Annotated in this window: 8 protein-coding genes; 3 read left to right on the top strand and 5 right to left on the bottom strand. The window is 64.6% G+C overall.

Annotated elements, in window-relative coordinates:
• Positions 1 to 36 precede the first annotated feature (36 nt).
• Together lpxO and AC5QPF_RS17775 are read right to left on the bottom strand one after the other, a co-directional pair.
• Entirely contained in the window at positions 37 to 936 is a 900-nt protein-coding gene (lpxO, locus tag AC5QPF_RS17780) for a lipid A hydroxylase LpxO (RefSeq protein ID WP_494959143.1), read from the bottom strand.
• A gap of 159 nt (positions 937 to 1,095) precedes the next feature.
• Entirely contained in the window at positions 1,096 to 1,611 is a 516-nt protein-coding gene (locus AC5QPF_RS17775; RefSeq protein WP_494959142.1) for an AidA/PixA family protein, read from the bottom strand.
• A 361-nt stretch (positions 1,612 to 1,972) separates the two neighbouring features.
• Between AC5QPF_RS17775 and AC5QPF_RS17770 the strand changes: the two genes are divergently transcribed.
• Positions 1,973 to 3,523 (top strand): diguanylate cyclase, encoded by a 1,551-nt coding sequence (locus AC5QPF_RS17770; protein ID WP_494959141.1) that lies wholly within the window; start codon positions 1,973 to 1,975, stop codon positions 3,521 to 3,523.
• 58 nt (positions 3,524 to 3,581) lie between these two features.
• On the opposite strand, the gene AC5QPF_RS17765 is transcribed toward AC5QPF_RS17770, so the two are convergent.
• Positions 3,582 to 4,118, bottom strand: coding sequence for an isochorismatase family protein (locus AC5QPF_RS17765; RefSeq protein WP_494959140.1), 537 nt, complete (start codon positions 4,116 to 4,118; stop codon positions 3,582 to 3,584).
• 183 nt (positions 4,119 to 4,301) lie between these two features.
• On the opposite strand from AC5QPF_RS17765, the gene AC5QPF_RS17760 reads away from it, so the two are divergent.
• Together AC5QPF_RS17760 and AC5QPF_RS17755 are read left to right on the top strand one after the other, a co-directional pair.
• The gene (locus AC5QPF_RS17760) at positions 4,302 to 9,935 is read left to right on the top strand and encodes a Tc toxin subunit A (protein WP_494959139.1); all 5,634 of its coding nucleotides are present in this window, start codon (positions 4,302 to 4,304) and stop codon (positions 9,933 to 9,935) included.
• Positions 9,932 to 14,002: a Tc toxin subunit A-related protein gene (locus AC5QPF_RS17755; RefSeq protein ID WP_494959138.1), complete on the top strand. Its 4,071-nt coding sequence runs from the start codon at positions 9,932 to 9,934 to the stop codon at positions 14,000 to 14,002. The genes AC5QPF_RS17760 and AC5QPF_RS17755 overlap by 4 nt, the downstream gene beginning before the upstream one ends.
• Positions 14,003 to 14,052: 50 nt before the next feature.
• Here the strand turns inward: AC5QPF_RS17755 and AC5QPF_RS17750 are convergent, their stop codons facing one another.
• Positions 14,053 to 16,866 carry an RHS repeat-associated core domain-containing protein gene (locus AC5QPF_RS17750; RefSeq protein ID WP_494959137.1) on the bottom strand — a complete coding sequence of 938 codons (2,814 nt, stop codon included), beginning with the start codon at positions 16,864 to 16,866 and terminating at the stop codon, positions 14,053 to 14,055.
• Entirely contained in the window at positions 16,853 to 21,169 is a 4,317-nt protein-coding gene (locus tag AC5QPF_RS17745; RefSeq protein WP_494959136.1) for a SpvB/TcaC N-terminal domain-containing protein, read from the bottom strand. Before AC5QPF_RS17745 ends, AC5QPF_RS17750 begins: the two co-directional genes overlap by 14 nt.
• Positions 21,170 to 21,184: the final 15 nt, after the last annotated feature.

Below are 21,184 nucleotides of genomic sequence, written 5' to 3'. Positions count from 1 at the left end.
TTGCCCGCGATGAGGCCATCAGCAACACCGGGAAAATCAGATATAGATGAACACCAACGCAATCAACGCCACCACCGCCCATTTCTCGGCGTAGTAGCGCGCGCGATTGCGCTTCTTCAGCGCTTTGCCGCGCTCGCGGATCTTGTAGATGCGGGTGAACAGCCGGTTGATCCCGCCGGTCTTGTCCCCAGCATCGTTCGGCGCTGCCGCAGCGGCCATCACGTTGGTACTGAACCAGCGGTTGAACGCTGTCGCCCAGCGGTACTTCAACGGTCGCTCGACGTCGCAGAACAGGATCACCCGGTTGTGCTCGGTCTGGTTGGCCGCGTAGTGGATGTAGGTCTCGTCGAACATTACCGCTTCGCCATCGCGCCAGTGATAGTTCTCGCCATCCACGCAGATGAAGCACGCCTCGTCGTTCGGCGTGTCCAGGCCCAGGTGGTAGCGGTACGAACCGGCGTAAGGGTCGCGGTGACGCACCAGTTTCGACCCCGGCGGCAGGGTGGCGAACATCGCCGCCTTGACCGTGCCGATGCTCTGCAGCAGTTCGGTGGTGCGCGGGCACAGCTTCATCGCCGATGGGTGGCTCTCGCCGTACCATTTCAGGTAGAAGCGCTTCCAGCCACTCTTGAAGAACGAATTGAAGCCGACGTCGTCGTAGTTCTGCGAACTCTTGATCTCGCCAACATGCAGCAGTTGCAGGGCTTCCTCGCGGATTTCCTGCCAGTTGTCCTGCAACGGCTTGAGTTCCGGGAAGGCCTCGGTCGGCAGGTACGGCTTGGCCGGCAATTTGGAGAACAGATAAAGGAAGGCGTTGACCGGGGCCAGGAAGCTGGAGTGGTCCCCTAGCTGGCGGGTGATCTTGTGCCGCACGCGGCCACGGAAATGCACGTAGGCGATGGAGGCGACGAACAGCAGGACGATGAATACTTTCATGGGCGGGTACTTGTCGATGTGGCGATGCGCCATGGCATGAGCCCGCCAGCATAATCAATTGGCCCGCACGTTTGAACAAAATGTTGCAGCAAGGGGGGACGACCTTGGTCCAACGGCTCACCGCCGGCGTGTGCCGTGAGGTGAGCCGTTTCAGCAGGATCAGTTGTTGATGGTGATGTACGGGTCCCAGATGTAAGGGCCGCCGACGATATTGGTTTCCTGGTCGAGCAGGTAGAACTGGATCTTGTAGAAGAGTTTGCCCGGCGACTCTGCGGTGGCTTGCCACAGCGTGACGGTGGTGGCGGTGGAGCCGACCTTCAGCGGATTGGTGCCCTGCAGATAGGCCACCGGTACGTCGGTGAAGGTCAGGTAGTTTGGTGTCGAGAGCACCCCGCCGTAGTGGCCGCTGCTGTTGTCGCCGAGGACGATGTCACTGATCAGCGCGGTGGTGTCGAAGTTGCGCGACAGGCTGGTGGCACGCCAGCGCACGATGTCACCGCGCTTGACGTCGAACCACAACTCGCTGCCACCATCCTGCTCGTTGTTCGTCGCGTTCGGGTCCACCAGGCTGTGCTGCACCACCAGGGACACCGAGCCTTCGACGTCTCGGGTGCTGATGAGGTTGTCGGCGTCGACAAGCAGCAACACGTCGATGGTGTTGGTCGTTCCGGACATGAAACTCTCCTTGGATCATGGGTTGGCAAGGCGACCACGCCCCGAAGGCGCATCCTGGCTCCCGGTCCTTGGGTGCGGTCGCGGAATCTAGGATGGTTGATGGCTATCTGATTTCAATGTCGCGGCGGCTGACAGGACAATGACAGCGGCGCCTGAAACCGTGCTCATCTTGTTGAATTGTCTGACCTTGCGCTGAAGTCGTCATCAGGTGCGGGCGACTTTCCTCTCAGTACGATGGGTAATGACTTACAGCACCTGACGGCAACTCCTTGCAATTTCCGCTGTCGTAGCCCGTCTCGCGGAAAACGCCGACAACAATTGTTCTATCGTTCTGAGGACTTCCGGATTGGGAAAGGGCCCAATGACCTTCAAGCACATCGACCTGCGCAAGATCATCCTGCTGTTTGCCCTGGTCACTGCCGGGGTGACCCTGGCCAACAGTTTCTACGCGGCGCGCCAGGTGCAACATCAGGTGCTGGTGGACAATGCCCTGGAAGCCAACCACGCCTATGCGGCAAAGGTCGCGTCGAGCATCGAAGCCTTCCTGCTCTCGGCGCAGCAGCAACTGGCCTTCAGCGCCGGGCAGATGCGCCATGAGTTCGACAACCCGCGCCTGCTCCATGCCGAGGCGCGGCGCATTCAGGAGCAGGACCAGGGTTTCAATGCCATTACCGTGGTCGACGCCACGGGGCATGTCCTCGCCGCCTGGCCACCGTCGCTGCTGCACGACGGTCAGGCGCTGACCTCCAGCGGTGCCGAACATGCACTGAACAGCCGGGTGCCGCTGATCAGCGACGCTTATACCTCCAGTACCGGCAACCTGGTGGTGTTCGTTTCCCACCCGGTGTTCGACGACCAGCAACGTTACCTGGGCTTTGTCGGCGGTGCCGTGTACCTGCGCGAAAAGGGCATCCTGCACACGCTGATCAGCAACCATTTCTACCGCGACGGCACGCTGAGCTACGTGGTCGACAATAACCGGCGACTGCTCTATCACCCGCAGTTCGACCGGGTCGGCAGCGTGGTCGGGGCCAACCTGGCGGTGGATGACCTGCTGGCCGGGGAGAGTGGCGCCATGCCGGTGACCAATTCCCAGGGTGTGGAAATGCTCGCCGGCTACGCCAGCATTCCCCTGACCCACTGGGGCGTGGTCTCGCAGAAGCCCTATCGCGATACCGTGGCGCCGCTGGACAGCCTGATGTGGAAGATGCTCTGGGGCACCGCGCCGGTAGGCCTGCTCGGGCTGGTGGGCATCTGGTGGATGACCCTGCTGATCACCCGGCCGCTGCGCCAGCTGGCGGACAATGCCAACGCCATGAACCCCACCAGCTCGCCGGAGCGCATCCGCAGCGTGCGTGCCTGGTACTTCGAGGCCGATCACATCAAGCGCGCACTGTTAAGGGGGATCAGTGCGATGCAGGAGCGCATGGGGCGGCTCAACCTGCAGGCGCAGACCGACCCGCTGACCGGCCTGTTCAATCGCCGGGCGCTGGACGAGGCGTTTGAGGTAATGGGCGGGCGGGACCAGGCGTTTGCCGTCATCGCCCTGGATATCGACCATTTCAAGTCGATCAACGACACCCATGGCCACGATGTCGGCGATGAAGTGCTGGCACGACTGGCGGGTGTGTTGCGCGAGTGTTCGCGCGAAGGCGACCTGGCGTTTCGCCTTGGTGGTGAAGAGTTCCTGTTGGTGTTGCCGCAGACGTCGCTCGCCGCAGCCGGGGAGATGGCCGAACGCCTGCGTGTTCGGGTAGAAGCGACGCGGATCGAGCCGGTGGGGCACGTCACCGTGTCGCTGGGGGTCGCCCATGGACCGGGTGGTGGTGATTCAGCCCAGGTGCTGAAGCGGGCCGATGAGCTGATGTATGCGGCGAAGCAGGCGGGGCGCAATCGGGTGGTGGTGCAATGACACATGCTTGATTGACTCGACGCGGACCCGCTCCCACAGGGTCCGCGTCGTGTATTCGCTAGAACACCACCTCATCCGCCATCCGCACATGTATCCGCGGCCCGAAGCTGGTCATGTTGGCGAAGGTCTCGTTGTGATGCGCGCTGATCTGCGCCGCCGTCAGCACGCCGTTATCCAGGGTGGAATGGGCATCGGCCAGCAGTTCCACCGTGTAGCCCAGGCTCAGGGCGCGCCTCACGCTGGTATCCACGCAGAACTCGCTTTGCAGACCGCAGACCAGCAGGCGCTGGATGTCGCGGGCCTGCAGCAGCGCGTGCAGTGGTGTGCCGTTGAAGGCATCCGGGGTGGTCTTGCGCACCCGCTCGTCCTCGGGCCCGGCATTCAGGCCGGCAGCCAGTTGCCAGCCCGGACTGCCGAAACGGAACAACGGGTCGCTGTCCTGCTCATGTTGCACGAACAGCACCGGCAGGCCGGCAGCACGTGCCCGGTCGATGCTGCCGTTGATGGTCGCCAGGACCCGTTCGATGTCGAATGCGGCGAACTCGCCGACGCAAAGCGACGCCTGTACATCGATGACCAGCAGGGCGCTTGCCATGACCGCTCCTCGGTGAGGTGAATGAGACCGGCAGGGTAGCGTGCTGGCGTCGTGCTTTGAAGCCCGTGGCGGTGCGGGCTGGCCGGGGTACCTGATATTTCTGTCAGTAGCGCGAAAATCCACGGCTGGTTAGCTTCATCGAACCGGCGGCCCGACGTCGCCGTCTTCGAGGGAGACCTGCCCATGGCGCGGCGCAAGACCACACCCGTGATCGATTCCCTGGCACGTGTAGCCACCCGCCCTGGTCAGGTGGAGCAGTTGCTGCAGGCCGGCCTGGACTCGGCCTTCGCGATCGCCCGCGGCAGCGTTGACAGGTTGATGCAACGGACCCCCGGCCTCGATGGCGATGAAGCGCGCCGCCTGCACCAGCGCGCCAGCGCCCTGGCGGTACTCGCGGCCCGGCATTATCGCGAGCAGCGCCTGATCGGTCCGGGCAGCAGCGGCCAGCCTTGGCAAACCGGGATGCGCGCGCTGGTGGAGGGGCCCACCTTCGACAGTCAATTCAGCCCGAGCTGGAGCGACAACTGCACTCCCGGCGCGATCGAGGCCACCACCTCGCCGGCAGCCTACCTGACCGCGCTGTTCCAATGGGTGACCACGGTGATCGAGCCGCAGGCCGATACCGAGGAGGGCGCGCCGATCTTCCTTGCCACGCGGCGTCCCGACCTGGCCAGCCTGGTGCTGGACAACCAGAGTCTGGAACGGGTCGAGCCGACCGTCGGTATCGTCAACGAAATCCTCGAAGGCGCGGCGCGCAAGCATCTGGATGACCATAACGAGAAACAGCGCTCGGTAGACGATGCATTGCTGGCGGCGCGCTATCCCTTCGGCTTGCCGTTCGAGCGCTATATGTCGCAGATCAACGCCATCTTGCGGCGCAAGGACTACGGCCTGGGCGACCTGATTCGCCAGCTCGATCCGGACTTCCCGTACTTCTGTCGCGGCGGCCTGCATTCGCTGCGCTCCGACGAAGCCTTGCAGATGGACATGGCCATGGGCCCGGAGCAGCGCGCCTTGCTGCTGGAAGCTGCCTATTTCCCGCGTGGCGCGCGCCGGGTCGGCAGCCGTTCGGTGCAGACCCGTATCAACCCGCGCAGCCTGTTGCGCGAGTCGCTGCACGATCTGCAGAGCGCGTTCTACCCGCGTCACTACGGTGTAGCGTCCGCCGACGCCTTGTTGCCGCTGAGTGCGTTCTGTCTGCGGACCGGACTGGACCAGGACGGCGTGGAATCGCTGCTGTCGATCGAACGTCATGCCCCGGTGGCATCGCCCAACGTGCCGGGTCTGGCGGCCGCGACCCCGGTGCGCTTCGGTTCGGTATACATCAACGCTGCCATGGAGCCGGCCATGGGTGTCAGCAGCGTGGACGGCGAGCACCACCTGAGCGACTGGAGCAACGATCACTTCGACCGTATGCAGCGAATGGTCCGCCTGGCGCGTTGGCTGGGGCTGCCGTTCGGCGACACCGACCTGCTGGTGGACGCAGCCGTGCAGGCCGAGCATGGCGAAGCGGGGCGTGGCCGCGAAATCACCGAAAATACCCTGCGTGCGTTGGGGTTGTTCCGGCGCTTGCAGCGTGATTTCAACGTCAGTGCCGAGGACTTCGCCGCGCTGCTCAGGGGGCTGTCCTTGTATGCCCGCGGCAGCGAGCGGACCCAGTTCGACCGGGTATTCAACGACCCGACCCTGTTCAGCGAGGTGCTGCTGCTGGATGACAGTCCCTTCGACATCATCCCCGGCAGCGAGGCGCAGTACCGCAAGATCCACCACCTGTGCAGCGCCTTGGGCATCAATTACGAGACCTACCTGTACCTGGCCCGCTATATCGTCCAGGCCGACGACTCGCACAGCCTCGACGACGAGGACCGGACACGCCTTTATTGGTCTCACGCCGTGGTGTCGGCGTTCTACCGTCTGACGCGGTTGCCTGCGTTGCTCGGCCTGAGCAGCATCGAGGCATTGGCCCTGCTGCAACTGATCGGCGAGCGCGGGCACCAGTACGTGTCGCGGCTGGTCAGACCGACTCTGGCGGTCTATCAGCACAGCGACCTCGGCGACACCCTCAGCGTGGTCCAATCCCTGGCCGACACGGTGCAGTGGCTGCGCGCCAACGAGCTCGACGTCGGCTGGTTGTATCAGCACCTGATGCCGCTGGCGCCAGTGGCAACGGCCAGTGACCGCGAACTGGACCTGCTCCGGCAGATTGCCAGTGGCATGCCGCCGGCGATTCTCAGCGAGGCGAGCTTTCGCGATGCTGGCGTGCCGATGGTTTCCGGGGTCGACCTGCCTGTGCCCATCGACTGGTTGAAACAGCTGGAGCTGTTCGTGTCGGAGGAGGGCCTGATCCATGAGCTGGCCCAATACCCGGACAACGAAACCTATGAAGCGGCCTTGCACGCCCGCCTGGAAACCGTTGTCGACTACCTCGAACTGGCGGACGGCCCGCATGTGCTGGTGCGGGTCTTCCAGTTGGTGATGGACGCCCGCTCGGCGCAGCGCAGCCTGGTCTGGGAGTCGCTGGCCAACCTGCTCGGTGGCAGCGCCGAACTGAGCCAGGAACTGCTGGCCTGGGCCGGTGGCAGCAGCGACCAGTTGCTCAGGAAGGTGCTGGAGCTGTTTGAAGGCGGTGACCAGCCAATGCCAATTCCCGTGGGTGACGAAGTGCTCGCGCTGCTGGCGCGGCTGACCCTGCGTGCGGGCATCGTTACCCAGTTGGGACTCAGTCCGCTGGCCCTGCGTACCTGGTGCCGGCATCGCGATTGGTTCGAAGGCGGCTCTGCGGCGGTGGATATCACCGCCGACATCACCTTCGCCCAGTTGCATGTACTGGTGCAGTACCGCCATTTGCTGGAGTTCGCCGACCAGGACGAGCAGGCGGTGCTGGACTACCTCAAGCTGGTCAACAACCTGCCGCCGGACCTGAGCGACAACAACCTGCAACTGATCCGTGAGGATGCCGCCGGCAAGATCGCCGGGTTCACCGGCTTCAGCATTCGCGACATCCTCGAGACCGGCCAGGAAATCAGCCCCAATGGGCTGATCGTCACGGTACGCCAGCTGGATCACCTGATTCGCCTGCGTCAGGCCTGCCAGGCCTTGCAACTGGGTACCAGCGCCGCCATCGAGCTGAGTCACCTGCGCAACAACAGTTCTCGCGAGGACTATCGCTCCGCCGCCGAAGGTGCCTTGAGCAGCCTGACCGCCCAGCTCGAGGGGCAGGTCGTGCCCAGCCCGGGCGAACTGGGGCAGAGCGAAACCTCGTGGATCGTGGTGGATACCCAGCGTCTGGTGGCCAGGACCGAAGCGCGAGCCCGTTGCCTGCTGACGGTCAAGAACTTCCTTGGCGAGCCCATGGCAGATATCGAAGTGCGCTGGGAAACCAGCCTGTCCGGGCTGGACTCACCGTCGTCGGACAGCACCGACGTCAATGGCCAGGTCTGGGTCGACCTGCGGGCGGGCGACGAGATGGGTAGCGCCCAGGTGATCGCCCGTTTCGGTCTCGACCGGCAGATCTTCGCCCCGCTGGTGCTGATCGACTGCGATGACACCTCGCTGACCATCAGGGACCCGGTATTCGCGCCGCCGGAAGCACTGGCCGGCAACCTGCAGAGGGTCGAATACCGTCTGCAGTTGATCGATACCTTCGGCAACCCGGGGCGTGACCGGGTGCTGCAATGGAGTACCGACCTGGGCACCTTCGAACGTCCGCAAACCCGCACCGATGCCGACGGCTTTGCCGTCGCGCGGCTGCGCAGCCGTTCTTCCGGGCAGGCGGTGGTGGTGGCCGATGTGCCGGTCAATGGTGAGCAGCATGTCTTCGAACCGGTCACTTTCCTCGAGCAGCAATACTTCCAGTACGTACGGTTCAATGGACCGCTGGCGGCGGGGCAGGCAGCCACCGCCACCTGCCGGGTGGTCAATCTCGATGGCAGCCCGCAACGCAACGTCACCGTGCTCTGGTCGGCGGACTTCGGTGGCTTTGTCGAGGACCCGGCCAAGAGCATCAGCGACGCCGACGGCATCGCGGTCATCACCTACCTCGCCGATGAGCCAGGCGCGGTCACCCTGACCATCAATGCCCGGTACGACAACAAGGACCTGCAGCCGTTGTCGACGCAACGGACCACGGTCCACGAACTGCCTGCGCTGGTGGAAATGGAGCCGGCCGAACAGTACTTCGTCATTCACCAGGCACGGCCGGCGGTGTTCCGCGTGCGCCTGGAACCTGCGGCGGCGGGGTATCCGCTGACCTGGTGGGAAGGCGACAAGTTGCTCGCGACCACCTACACCAGTGCCGACGGTTCGGCGACCTATCAGCGGCATTTCAGCCTGGGGCAACTGGGCGACCAGGTTGTCACCGTGCGTTCCATCCGCGACGACGATCATTTCGACTTCAAGGTGAAGGTGGTCACGCCGCACACCGAACTGCTGCCGGAGAAGGGGCCGGACAGTCCCGGCATGGTGCCGATCATTCCTGCCGAGGGGAAATTCGCCGTCGAGCCCGGCCTGGCCTCGAACCTGGTGATCAAGGCCTTGCGCAGCGACGGCTCCGGGGACGACGAATGCCGCCTGACCTTCACCCTTGGCGCGGGTGCGGACCCGGCCAGTCTTGGTGTGACCTTCGTGCCGGCTTTGGGCGAGACGGTCAGCAGCGACGTGGACGGCAAGGTCACCCTGCGTATCGATTGCACCAAGGCGGCGTTCCTGCCCAACAGTGATCCGTACAACAACGAGATCGTCGTGCAGGTGATGTCCAACCTGGGGGTCAGCCTGGAGCTGCGGCTGCGCTTGCGCGAGTTGCTCGATCTGGCCAAGAGCGAACTGCATGCCTTCCGTGGAATGGGGCAGCTCGGCGAGTACGTGACCCTGAGCGGGCGTCTGCGTCGGCGCAATGGCGAGGCGCCTTTGAACCTGCGCGAAGGTGGGCGGCTCCTGCGAATCAGCCTGGAGGGCACCGTGGGTCCGTTTGACACTGAGTTTCTGACCTATGGCGCAGGCGCCATGTGGATACACGCGCCAGCTTTCTACAACCCCGAAGAGGGTGTAATGGGCTCCAGATTTACCTTCGGGGCTTTAGGCGACATGGGCAAGCGGGTGCAGTTCGCCGGCTCGCACGTCTATGAGGTGAAATCGTTCATCACCGATGGCGTCCTGGGGGTGAGCGTGACCGCCGACCCGGATCTGATCGAGCATGGCACCGGTCTTATGGTCGATCCGGGGGCGAGCAATGTACGCAGCTTTGTTGTCGATCAGGGGACGAGCAACGTGCAACGCTTTACCGTGACCTTGCGTGACGGGCAGGGGCCGATCGCGGGCATACCGCTGCTGCCTGAGGACTACCAGGAGAAAGGGGGAGGGTGGAGCACCAGTGGTCCTACCGACGCCGATGGCAAGGTCACGATAGAGGCGGATACCCGCAAGGTCGCGTCTGGCGAAGAGCTGTCGCTAGCGATCGATCTTGGTCATCTGAGTCGAGCGCTGATTCTGACCGTTCGTGAACTGGTCGTCATGGATGTGACATTGCAGTTGAACGTCGACAAGAAGGTAAAGGCCCAGGTGACCTGTAGCCGCCGCAGTGGGCGCAGTTTCTCCGACATCGCCTGGCGCGGCTATTTCCAGGCGGTGGGCGGCGCGCTCAACACGTTTTCCAAGGACTCCCATCCGCAGGGCATCACTCTCCAGTCAACCTGGTTGCAGACCCCGCTACCGGGCACTCTGCGGATCGTCTTGACGTCCCCCACCGGCACTCACCGTCACCTGCTCGGCGAGACCGAGTTCCCGATCACCGATGACCTGCCCGCCGGAGACGCCTCATGAACACGCTCTTTGCCGAACTCGCCGAAGACCACCGCGACGCCCTGGTCGCCTACTACCTCGGCCAGATCGTCCCGCAGCATCCCGTGCCGGCCGGTCGCGGCCTGGTGACCGAGCAGGACCTCTATGAATTCCTCCTGATCGACAACCAGGTCAGCGCCCAGGTCGAAACCAGCCGCATCGCCATGGCCATGGCCAGCCTGCAGCAGTACATCCACGCCATCTTCAACGGCATGGAACCGGGCTACCTGGGCATGTTCGACGGCCGCGAGCAGGATGAATGGCGCGTGGCCAAGAGCGAATACGCGGTGTGGGCCGGCAACCAGATGCTGCGCGACTACCCGGAGAACTACCTGGAACCGGGCCTGCGCCTGAAGCAGACCCAGGCCTTCCGTACGTTTATCAACGACACCGATCAGAGCCGGATTTCCGAGGACTCGGTGCAGCGGGCCTTGCAACATTACCTGGACACGTTCGAGCGGATCAGCAACCTGCGGGTGGTCAGCGGCTATGTCGATGGCCTGGACTTTCGCAATGCCGACTACTACCTGATCGGCAGGCAGAACGTCGAGCCCCATGCCTGGTACTGGCGCAAGGCGACGGTGCGCTTCGGTGAGGCACAGGAAACACGGGCCGAAGGCGACGATTACCTCAGCCCCACGGCCTGGAGCGAATGGATGCCGGTGGAGATTCCCAAGGGCCATGAGGTCTTGCAGATCCGGCCGCTGCTGATCGAGGGGCGGCTGTACGTGGCCTGGGTCGAATACAACCGAGAGCAGAAGCCACTGCCAGCGGCACGTGCCGAGGTACCTGGGTTGTACGAAGACGTGGCGCATTACACCGTGAACCTGGCGTATCGCTCGCTCGAGGGTAGCTGGTCGGTGCCGATGCGCTATGACCTGTCGATAGAGGAAGAACCAGGAGAAGTGCGCTTCGTGGCGTTCGTCAATCACGCCGATCCGGAAGACAAGAAAATCATCATCGGTTTCTCCAGTGGTGCTGCCACGGTAGTCGAAGGTTTGTTGCTGAATGACCGTTTCAAGCTACTGGCCCAAAGGCCGGTGCCGGAACAAGGCGACGGGGCCGACCTGATCGACCGAATCCTGAAGGGGATCTGGTACTTCCTCTCGCTTCCACGTGCCCTGCAACACCCGATGGCGACCGATAAACCCCTGACCGTGAAGCTGCGCATCAATGTCGCTGGCGAGCATGCCGAATCCGGGCCTTACAACAACACGCTGAGGCTGAGTTATGAGGCGGGATTCGGAGAGAAGGGAGCCTGCCTGTATATCAAGGGACATTCATGGCTGCCCTTGGGTTATCAGAGTGCCTACGTCTCGGAACTGGAGATGCGTGGCTATCTCGACCCCTCCGACGCTCCCGTCTGGACGTGGAAGAAGCGCTTGCCGATGAATGGCGCAATGAATACCGAGTTGATCGTCCAGGATGTTAGCGATGAGCCCTTCGTGGTTGCCTTGGGACTGCCTGAATTTGCCTCTTTCAATCAGTATGAGCTCACCACATCGTCGTCCTTGCCCAAGCCTCCCGTGCTGGTCGATCACGCCGGTGGTCAGTACCTGGACCTCGAACCCCTCGGCCTGCAAGGCCTGCGCTACGTGCGCCTGAACACCCTGTTCGCCCGCGAGCTGGTGGCCCGGGCCATGGTCTCGGTGGATGCGCTGATCAGTTGGGACACCCAACACATCGAGGAAGCGCCGCTGCCCGGTACCACGGTCAAGCCGCTGATGGACTTCCATGGCGCCAACGGACGCTATTTCTGGGAACTGTTCTTCCATATCCCGCATGCCGTGGCCTGGCGCCTGCACCACGAGTTCGACTACCTGGCTGCCGAACGCTGGCTGCATCGACTCTTCAACCCCCAGGCGCGGATCAAACCGACCTCGCCACCCAGCCCGTTCTACTGGTCGGTGCGCCCGCTGGAAGAGCCGGGCAGGGGCGAATACGAGATCGAGGGTATCGCCGATCCGGACGCCATCTGCTATTCCAGGCCGGTGCACTACCGCAAGGCGATCTTCATGTTCTACGTGCGCAACCTGCTGGCTTACGGCGACCTGCTGTACCGGCGCCTGACCCGGGATGCGCTGGCCGAAGCCCAGCTCATGTACGTGCGCGCCCTCAGCCTGCTGGGGCCCAAGCCGGACAACCGCATGATCGGACGCTGGGAGCCGGTGAGCCTGGAAGAGGCCGCCACTCCGGACAGCACGTTGTTCGCCGGGATCGAGGCGCAGTTGCCGGCCAATCTGCCGCTGCAGCAGGTGTGCAGCGGCACGCCCTGGCTGGAGCTGCTGGACTCGCCGCGCTTCCGCCTGCCGGTGAACAGCCAGTTGCTCGACCTCTGGGACACGCTGCATAGCCGGGTCAGCAACCTGCGCAACAACCTGACCCTCGACGGCAAGCCGTTGCTGCTGCCGCTGTACGCGCCCCCGGTGGATCCCAAGGAGCTGCTGCGGGCACAGAACAGCGGCAGCGGCCTGGTGCAGCGCAGTGTCGGCAGCCTGGCACCGATCCCGCCGTTCCGTTTCCGGGCGCTGTTGCCGCGCCTGCAGGGTGCGGTGGAAACCCTCAGCCGTTTCGGCGAGCAGGTGCGGATGTACCGCGAGTTGAAGGACCGTGCCCTGCAGGAAGAACTGCAACAGGCCCATGTCCTGGAGCTGTCGCAGTTCGCCATCCAGTTGCAGGCGGTCGCCCTGGAGCAGGCCGATGCCGGACTGTCGGCGCTGGAGGCGAGTCGTCGGGTGATCGATCAGCGGCGGGGGCATTACGAGCGGCTTGCCGGGGAAAACCTCTCGCCCGCCGAGAGAACGTCCATGGAGCTTTACCAGCAGTCGTCGCTGACCAGCACTGCCGCGCATGCCATAGAGTCCGCCGCAGGGGCGTTGCAACTGGGCTCGATCATCGTGACGGCGTTCGGTGGCGGGCACAATCGTTTGGGCGATGCCCTGGAAGCCACCGCCCGGGTTACCCATTTGATGGCCAGCATGGACCGCCTCGCTGGCGATCGGCTGGCCCTCACCGAGCAGTATCGCCGCCGCCAGGAGGAATGGCTGCTGCAACGGGACCAGGCGGCTGCCGAACTGCTTGCCATCGACGAGCAGATCGTCGCCCAGCGCGCGGCAATCGAGATGGTCAAGGTGCAAGTGGCTCAGGCCGGCAAGGCCGAGCAGCAATCCCAGGACTATTACCGCTTCCTCAAGACCCGCAGTACCAACGCCGACCTCTACCAATGGCTGCTCAGCCAGTTGTCGACCTTCTACTTCCAGGCCTATGACGCGGTGGTCGGCCTGTTCCTGAATGGTGAGGCGTGCTGGCAATACGAGATGGGCGACTACCAGACCCGCTTCGTCCAGCCCAACGTCTGGTTCGACAACTACTACGGCCTGACGGCCGGTGACGCCCTGCGCCTGCAACTGCTGCGCATGGAGTCGGCCTGGTTGAAGCGCTTCGAGCGGCGCCAGGAGCTGGTGCGCACGGTGTCGCTGAAACAGCTGTTCGACAGCCGCCAGGGCGGTGACATGGACTGGGAGGCCGCGGTGCAAGCCCTGCTGGCCGAGGGCAAGGTCAACTTCGAACTGACGCCATGGTTGTTCGACGCCGATTACCCGGGGCACTACCTGCGCCAGCTGGTCAGCGTCTCGGTGTCGTTGCCGGCGCTGGTGGGGCCTTACCAGGACGTGCAGGCGGAATTGACCCAGGTGTCCAGCCGCACCGTGCTCGCGGCCGATATCCGGGCGATGAACGCGCTGTACCAGAAGCCCGAGGCCGACACCCGCAACATCCTCTACAACCCGCGGGCGAGCCAGAGCATCTGCCTGTCGCGCGGGCTCGACGACCACGGGGTGTTCCAGCTGGACTTCAACGACGAGCGCTACCTGCCGTTCGAGGGCACGGGGGCTTTGTCCAACTGGCAACTGCGCTTCCCCCGGCACCAGTCGCCGCGTCAGCAGCAGTTGTTGCAAGGACTGACGGACATCATCGTGCAGGTGCGCTACACCGCGCTGTCCGGGGGGGCGGACTTCGCTGCCCACGTGGAGACCTTGCTGGGGGATTGACGGCGGAGCACGCGGCGCGGCGTAGCTCACACCTGTGAGCGAGTGTGCTCCTACAACCGCCGTAGCCGATGGCGCGCGCCTGCGGGGAGGTTGTTCCTCTGGTCATAGTCATAGGACTCCAACGTTGGACCCCAGAACGGCTGGGGAATGCTCGCCGCATTGAGCTCGACGCCATTTGCCATGTAGGTGACGCTTTGCGGGTCCTTCATCGCGGACAACTGCGAAAACATGAATCCGCCCGTGATTGACTGCAAGAGCTGCTCTGCACGCAGTTCGGGGGAGAGATCCACCGGGCCCGCATAATGTATCTCCCAGAGTGCGTTCACCGTTATGCGACTGAGCTTGTAGCTGGGCTCCGTCGGCATGCGCGGGGTGAAATCCGTCCACTGCGTGGGAGCATCCAGGCTTTGCGAGAGATGATGGATGGCAGGGAAGATGGGCCACGGGTCAATCACCAGCGCATCGGTCTGTCTCGGATCGTTGATCAGGGCAAAGGTGTGTCCTGGTTTCATTGCCCAGAAAATGGGAGTGTCAGGCCTGCGAGCCGAGGACCCCATCAGGAGCAAGGCTACCGCCACGAATTCATCGCAAAGTCCGCTCTGGATCGCCAACGCATGCTCGGCGCGGTCCTGTGTGGTCGGCGTCGGGCCCAACTGAGCACGCATCTGGTTGCCATAGATGAATGAGGTGTACTTGCTCCTCAGGACGTCGCCGATCTGGTTGGACGCTCCTCGATTCAGATGGCTCCTGACGCTCCAGAGCGTGTCATAGGCGAATTCAGCAACCTGTCCACTGACGTTCAGCTGGAGTCCGGGCGAGCCTGGCAGGGCGAGGAAGTTCTCAGAGCCGGGTGCCATTGCGTATCGGCTGAACGGTTTGATGGTGTAAAGGGTGTCTTCGGCATTCAGGCCCACCGGATCGACCCGCGTCGCCGGATTGTTGCGCACGAACCGATAGCGGTTGAGCCCGTCCACGTCTCCTGCCGGATCCGGATTGATCCAGCGCATCAGCCAGGGCGCGTAGTAGCGCAGGCCATAGTCGTAGAGTCCGCTGCTGTCGCGCTCCTTGCTTGAGTATCGGCGAATCTTGTAACCCGCCTCGATAGCCGACCGGGCCGCCCACCAGGCCGTGCCACCAAAGGGGTAATAGCCCTCGTGACTGATAATCCGGGCCTCGCCGTCCACCTCGAGGCCGCTGCTGCCCAGATGATCGTCGAGGCTAAAGCGCAGTTGCGGGCTGGCGATCCCGTCGGGCTGGCCTTCCTGCCAGTGCAGGCAGCGCACCGCGCAGCGTCCGGCCTGAGTGGCGATCACGACGAACGATTCGCCAGCCCGGGCGTGCAGTTCCAGGCCAGGGAGGTAGCGGGTCTGGCAGGCCTGCATGCGACCGGCAACCAGGCGCCGGGTCACCTTGCGCAGGCGCAAGCCATCGCCGCCGTAGCGGTAGTGTTCCTCGTCGTCCTCGCCATTGTTCCGGCTCACCTGGCGGGTACCGTGCAACTGATTGCGCGCATTCCACTGCAAGGGCTGGCCAGCGCCGAGTTGCAGCAGGTTGCCGTTGCTGTCGAAGGCCTTGAGCGGGTCGCCGGGGGCGGGCACGGCACGGTTGCTGTCTGTGGCCACGGCCATTTCCCGGGTATAGGACTGCTGGCCGATATGCCGCAACTCCAGCAGATTGCCGCTGGCGTCGTAGTCGTAGTGCTGCCGGTAGTTGAGCAGGCGGCTGGTATCGCCGGGATCCGGAGCAAGCTCCGGCAGGCCGGGACCGAGCACGGCGCCGGCGGCTTCACGGCCGGTGGCTTCGATCAGTTGATACAGCGAGTCGTACACGAAGGTGCTGACGGGCTCGACCCGCTGGTTGGCGAAATGGCTGACCGGCTGGCTGCGGTCCTCGATCTTCAGCACGTTGCCCACCGGGTCGTAGTCGTACACCAGGTCCTGCAGCACGGAGCGTCCGGGACGGCTAGCGACTAGACGCGACAGCCGCCCGGTGGAGTGCTCGTATTCGCAGCGGCTGACCACGCCGTTGCCAGCGGTCTGGGATTCGATCTGGCCGAAGGCGTTGTAGCGGGCGTCGGTCAGCAGTGGGTACTCCTCGCCCTCTTCAGTGACCAGCCTTGATCCGGCCTGTTCGCCCGCCAGGTTGAAGCGAAAGACCTGGCGATTGCCGAGGACGTCGGTTTGTTCCAGCCGTTGCCCCAGCGGGTCGTAGCTGAAGCGGGTCGGCGCTCCTTCGCCGGGTTCGAGCAAGGCATCACGCTCTGCCAGCGCCTGCGGCCAGTCCGGCAGGTCGAGGGAGGCAAGGAAGTGACGGATCTCGCCGCGCTCCAATCCGCCCAGGCTGTAGCCGCTGACCAGGCGGCTGCCGGCGTCGTCGTCCTGGCGGACCAGGCGACCGCGACAATTCGAGCCGGCCTCGGTGGCGTAGGTGAAGCGGATGCCGATCCGCGTCGGCTGGTCCTCGGCGCTTTCCCTGACCTGTGTTGGCCGCAGGCGCTCGTCGAACAGGGTGTGCCAGTGACTGCCTCGGGTGTCCCAGCTTTCCGCCGTCTGGCCGGCGTCGCCCGGCACCATCAGTTGCCAGCCGGCGTCGGTGCTTTCACCGAGCAGCGGCCTGCCGGACAGCGAGGTCAGGGAGCGCTGGCTGGGCTGCACGGCGCCGTCCTGCTCCAGTCCCTCGAACAAGCGCGGATCCCACTGCCGGCGCGCCTGGGCGGTGACATCCTGCCGTGTCAGAGTGATCCGCCGCACCGCCATCTGCTGTGCCGTGCTCCGGCAATAGGCGACCTGGCGCAGTGGCAGGCCGCGGGCGTCATGCGCCGCGAGCACCGGGGTGTGCCGGTGCAGCGCGCTAGCCTCGGCCACTTTCGACTTCCTCCCAGGTGTCGTTCTCGTCCTCGCTGATGCTGTACCACGCCAGGTAGCGCTGGCGGCGCAGGTAGCCTTTGGCGGTGATCACCCGTACTTCGCGCCCGAGCGGGTCGTAGAACTGCTGGTCGTTGTAGCCGAACAGGCGCAACGAAGCATCGTTGATGTAGCGCCAGCGCTCGGCGAAGTAGGGCCGGTAGACCCGTACCGGCAGGCCCTTGTTGTTGTATTCGACGCGCTCGCTGACGCGCCAGCGTTCGTCCGTTTCCACCTGCACCGGCTTGCCGTCTTCCAGGCGCAGTTCGCCGTTCTCGTCGACCGCATAGGCCAGCCCCGGCTCGACCCTCTGCTTGCTTTGCAGGGCGCGACCAAAGCCGTCGCTGCTGCTCAGGGCGATGCGGATCTGCAGGTCGGGATCGCCGGGGTAACGGTCGGCCAGGAACACTGCGCTGTGCACCGGCTGGCGGCTCTCCACGGGCTGCATCCAGCTGAAGGCGTCGTAGTAGCAGGCGCTGGCGGCGTTCTGCACGGCAGCAAAAGGGGCGGCGATGGCGCTGGCCAGGTCCTCGCTATCGCGCTGGTACTCGCTCAGTGGCGCGAAGCCTGCCGGCTCGTCGTTCTCGGTACCATGGAAGCTGCTTGCCAGCAGGCGGCCCAGGCCGTCATAGAGGGCTTCCTGAACGTTGTCGTTGGGGTCGGTGATACGCCGCGGGAGTTGGCAGTGGTAATCGTATTCGGCCAGGGTCTTGCAGCCGTCCGGCAGGACGACGTGGGTGAGCTGGCAGCGATAACGGTCGTAGGCGATCCGGGTCGGACCGTGGCTGCGGGTTTGCTGCACGCTCAGGGGTCGATAGAAATAGCTGGCCGGGCCGTAGAGGGTGAAGCCCTGGCGAATCGCCCACAGTTCCAGTTCCGGTTGTTCCGGCAAAAACGCGGCCATGGGTTCGTAGTTCAGTTCGAGCAGCTTCTCGTGCAGTTCGTCGCGGCTCATGACCCGATCATAGGCTTGCAGTGCCTGCTCGTTGAGTTCGGCGCTCTCCAGGTAGCCGGGCAGGGCCTCGAAGGTGGCCTGGCCATCCTCCAGATCCTTGCGTGAGGCATTGCCAGGCGCCTGGTAGCGTTGCACGGTCTGGCCGGTCAGGGCGCGCTCGGCCTGTGCGTGCAGGGGCGTTTCCGGGCCGCTCAGGTGCTCGTAGCTGATCTGCCGCACCGGCAGTTCGGCACGCGCCAGCATCAGCGCGTTACTGCGCTGGCGCCAGGGCAGGCCGAGGCGCCAGCCCTGGGCATCGTCGAGGTGGATGACCTGGGCGCGGGTTTCGTCGAGGTAGTGGTTGTACTGCGCTTCGTCATGGGCATCGCGCCACCAGGTCTGTTCGTGTTCGCTGTCGAACGGTGGCGGGTCGCTGACCTGCCGGCGCCGTGCGCAGTGCACCACTACCCCATGGGTCAGCTGGCCGTAGCGGTCATGGGCAAGGTTGAGGCTGTGATCGCACCGCGGGTCGTCGGCCTGGCGCTCGTAGTTCAGGGCCATGTGCTCCAGTGTCAGCGGCAGCATCCTCGCGTAGGGCTGGTGGACGTCGGCCGGGGCCAGTTCGCGCAACAGGTAGCGATGCTGTTCCACGGCAAAGGGCACACCCTGCTGCGGGCTGTCGTCGAGACCGTAGCGTTCGCTGCGGATCGGTGCGCCGCTCAGGGCATGGGCCATGGCTCGCAGACGCGGCTCGTCCGGGCTGTCGACGATCTGGTCGGTCTCGCCGTCGAACAGCGCCAGCAGGTCGGGGCCGGGTTCGGCGGCTTCCGGATCATGGAAGAAATCGTCCCGCGGCGGTGCCGGGTACTGGCCGGTGTGGAACCAGGTCTTGCTCAGCAGTGGCGCGGTGAAATGCGCGTCTTCATCGCCGCGGGCGCTTTCGCTGTCGGTCTGCAACAGCAGGCCGAAGCCGCGCAGCTCGCGTTCCTGGCGGTCATAGTGGCCGCGACGGTAGCGCAGCACCTGGACCAGGCGGTTGCCGGTGATCTCGTCGAGCTGGGTCTGCCGGGATACCAGGTGCAGGGTCAGCGGCAGGTGGCTGACCGCGACCTTGCCGGCCTCGCGCAGCTCCTGTTTCTCGTCCAGCCATTCCTGGCCGGAGCTGCGGTACTCCACGGTGCCGACGCTACCCATGTTGTTGTCGCTGCGGTTGAGCAGGTAGGGCTTGTGCGGGGTGAAGTCGAGGCGCCAGTGGCGCGGGGCCATGTGTGGCACGGTCAGCACCAGGCTGGCGCAGCCCAGTCCTTGCAGGTCGGCGGCGCTGACCTGGCACAGGCGGTCGTAGCGCACCCCTGGCGGCCAGGGGTGCAACACCGGCGCTTGCAGGCCGAAACCGCAGCGGTTCATGAACACCCGCACGCCGTCGCTCTCCAGGTACAGCAGGTCGGCTGCGCCGGAGCCGTCGAGATCGGCCAGGCGCACCCGGGAGGCATCGAACTGCTCATGGGTGAAGGGCAGGGTGGAGAAGCGATAGCCTTTGCCGAAGCGTCCGTGGCCCAGGTTCGGCCAGCAGCGCACTTCGTCATGCCGGATGCGCACCAGGTGTTGCTGGCCGCTGCCGAGGATATCGCTGAAGGCCACCAGTTCGGCGCGGCCGTCACCGATCACCGGCAGGTTGTCGCTGGGGTGCGCCACGTCCACCGGGGCGGCATGGCCCAGGGTGCGCCGGTTGGCATACAGGCGCACGCTGCGTGGACCGATCAGGGCCAGGTCAAGCAGGCCGGCGCCGCTGAGGTCGGCCAGTTGCGCCAGTGGGTGCAGCGCCTCGGTGGCGACGGCGGCAAAGGGCACGAAGCTTGACCATTCACGGTTGCTGTCGAGGGTGAAGAAACCGTTGAGCCCCGGGGCGCGGATGCACCAGTCCAGCCGCCCGTCGCCGGTCAGGTCCTGCAGCGACTGGCTCACCGGGCGGCTGCTGTCGGCCAGGGGGATGCGCGGCAGCAGGCTCCAGTCGCCATAGCCGACCTTGTCGTTGGGTGTTTCGTCACGGCCAGAGGTGGAGTCGCGCAGCGGTTCGCGGTAGTACCAGGCCTTGTCGTGGCGGTGCAGTACGCCTGGCAGACCTTCGCCGTAGAGGTCGACCAGTTGATATTGAACGCCGTCGTCGAGGCCGGGAAAGGCGGGAAACTCACTGAACTGGCAAGGTGCTTCGCTATAGAACGGCGCATAGGCGAAGTTCAGCGGCGGCAGGCTGCTGAGCCGGCCATCGGCGGCCCAGCCCTGGCTGTGTGCGCCAACCAGCAAGTTGTAGGACAGTTCGCTGGCCTGATACTCCAGCAACAGCCGGCGCACCAGCACTGGCGCCTCGCCCAGGTCTTCAGCAAAGCGATGGAACATCAGTACCTGCTGGCACAGGCGCAGGTTGCCCAGCTCGAAACCGTAGGCGAAGGTGCTGTGCGGGTCGCTGCGCACCGGCCAGGGCTGGACTTCGGCGTAGGTCGGACGTTCCTCCAGGCTGTTGTTGCGTTCGCCGAAGTCGAACAACAGCTCGAAGTGCCATTGCAGCGCGTCGACCTGCTCCGGCTGCCAGAGGTATAGCCAGGGATGGGCGGTGACATTGCCGTAGCAGACCCGGTTCAGGTAGCACTGGGCGCGGAAGTCGCGAGGCTCGTCAGGATCGAGGCCGACCAGATCCTCGCCCTTGTACTGGTAGAGGATGTGCTCGCCATGGGCGTTCATGCTCTCTTCCAGCAGCCATTCGCCGACCCGCCGCGAATCGTCCGGGTCGGTGCTGCGCGAGGACGGGTTGCGTCCATAGACATGCAAGCTGCCGTCACTGCCGTGAACCAGCCAGAAACCGGGATCGTCGCCATCGGCGCGCCAGTGTTCGATGCGCTCGAAGGCGCCCTCGACCCGCGGGAAATGACGGATCACCTGGTAGCGCCGGTCCAGGGCCAGACCGCGGTAGTCGTCGACCCAGGTGAACTGTGGTGCGCCTGCGGTATCGCGCTCGGCCAGCCAGACCGTACCGTCTGGGCCGAGGATCACATCGTCGTCGTCATAGCGCGGCACGCCCTTGCTGGTACGCCGGGCGACACAGCCCACGGACAGGCTCCAGCCCATGCCGAACAGGCCGTTGCTTACCGTGCTGCGGTAGTTCAGCGACAGCGGCGGGGCATAGCCGCGCCCGGGGGAGACCGGCAGGGGAATTTCAAGGGACGCTGCCCCCGACGTCCCGATGGCCCCCCAGCCGCCACCGCCAATGCTCTGGATGGCGCCGCCGCCCTTGGGTAGTTCGGGGAGTGCGACTCCCGCGCTCTGATCCTGCATGTCTGTGCTCCATGA

This window comes from Pseudomonas sp. Con_6 (assembly GCF_059379395.1).
The sequence above is the reverse complement of the archived record's forward strand: the minus strand, read 5'-3'. Positions and strand labels throughout refer to the sequence as shown.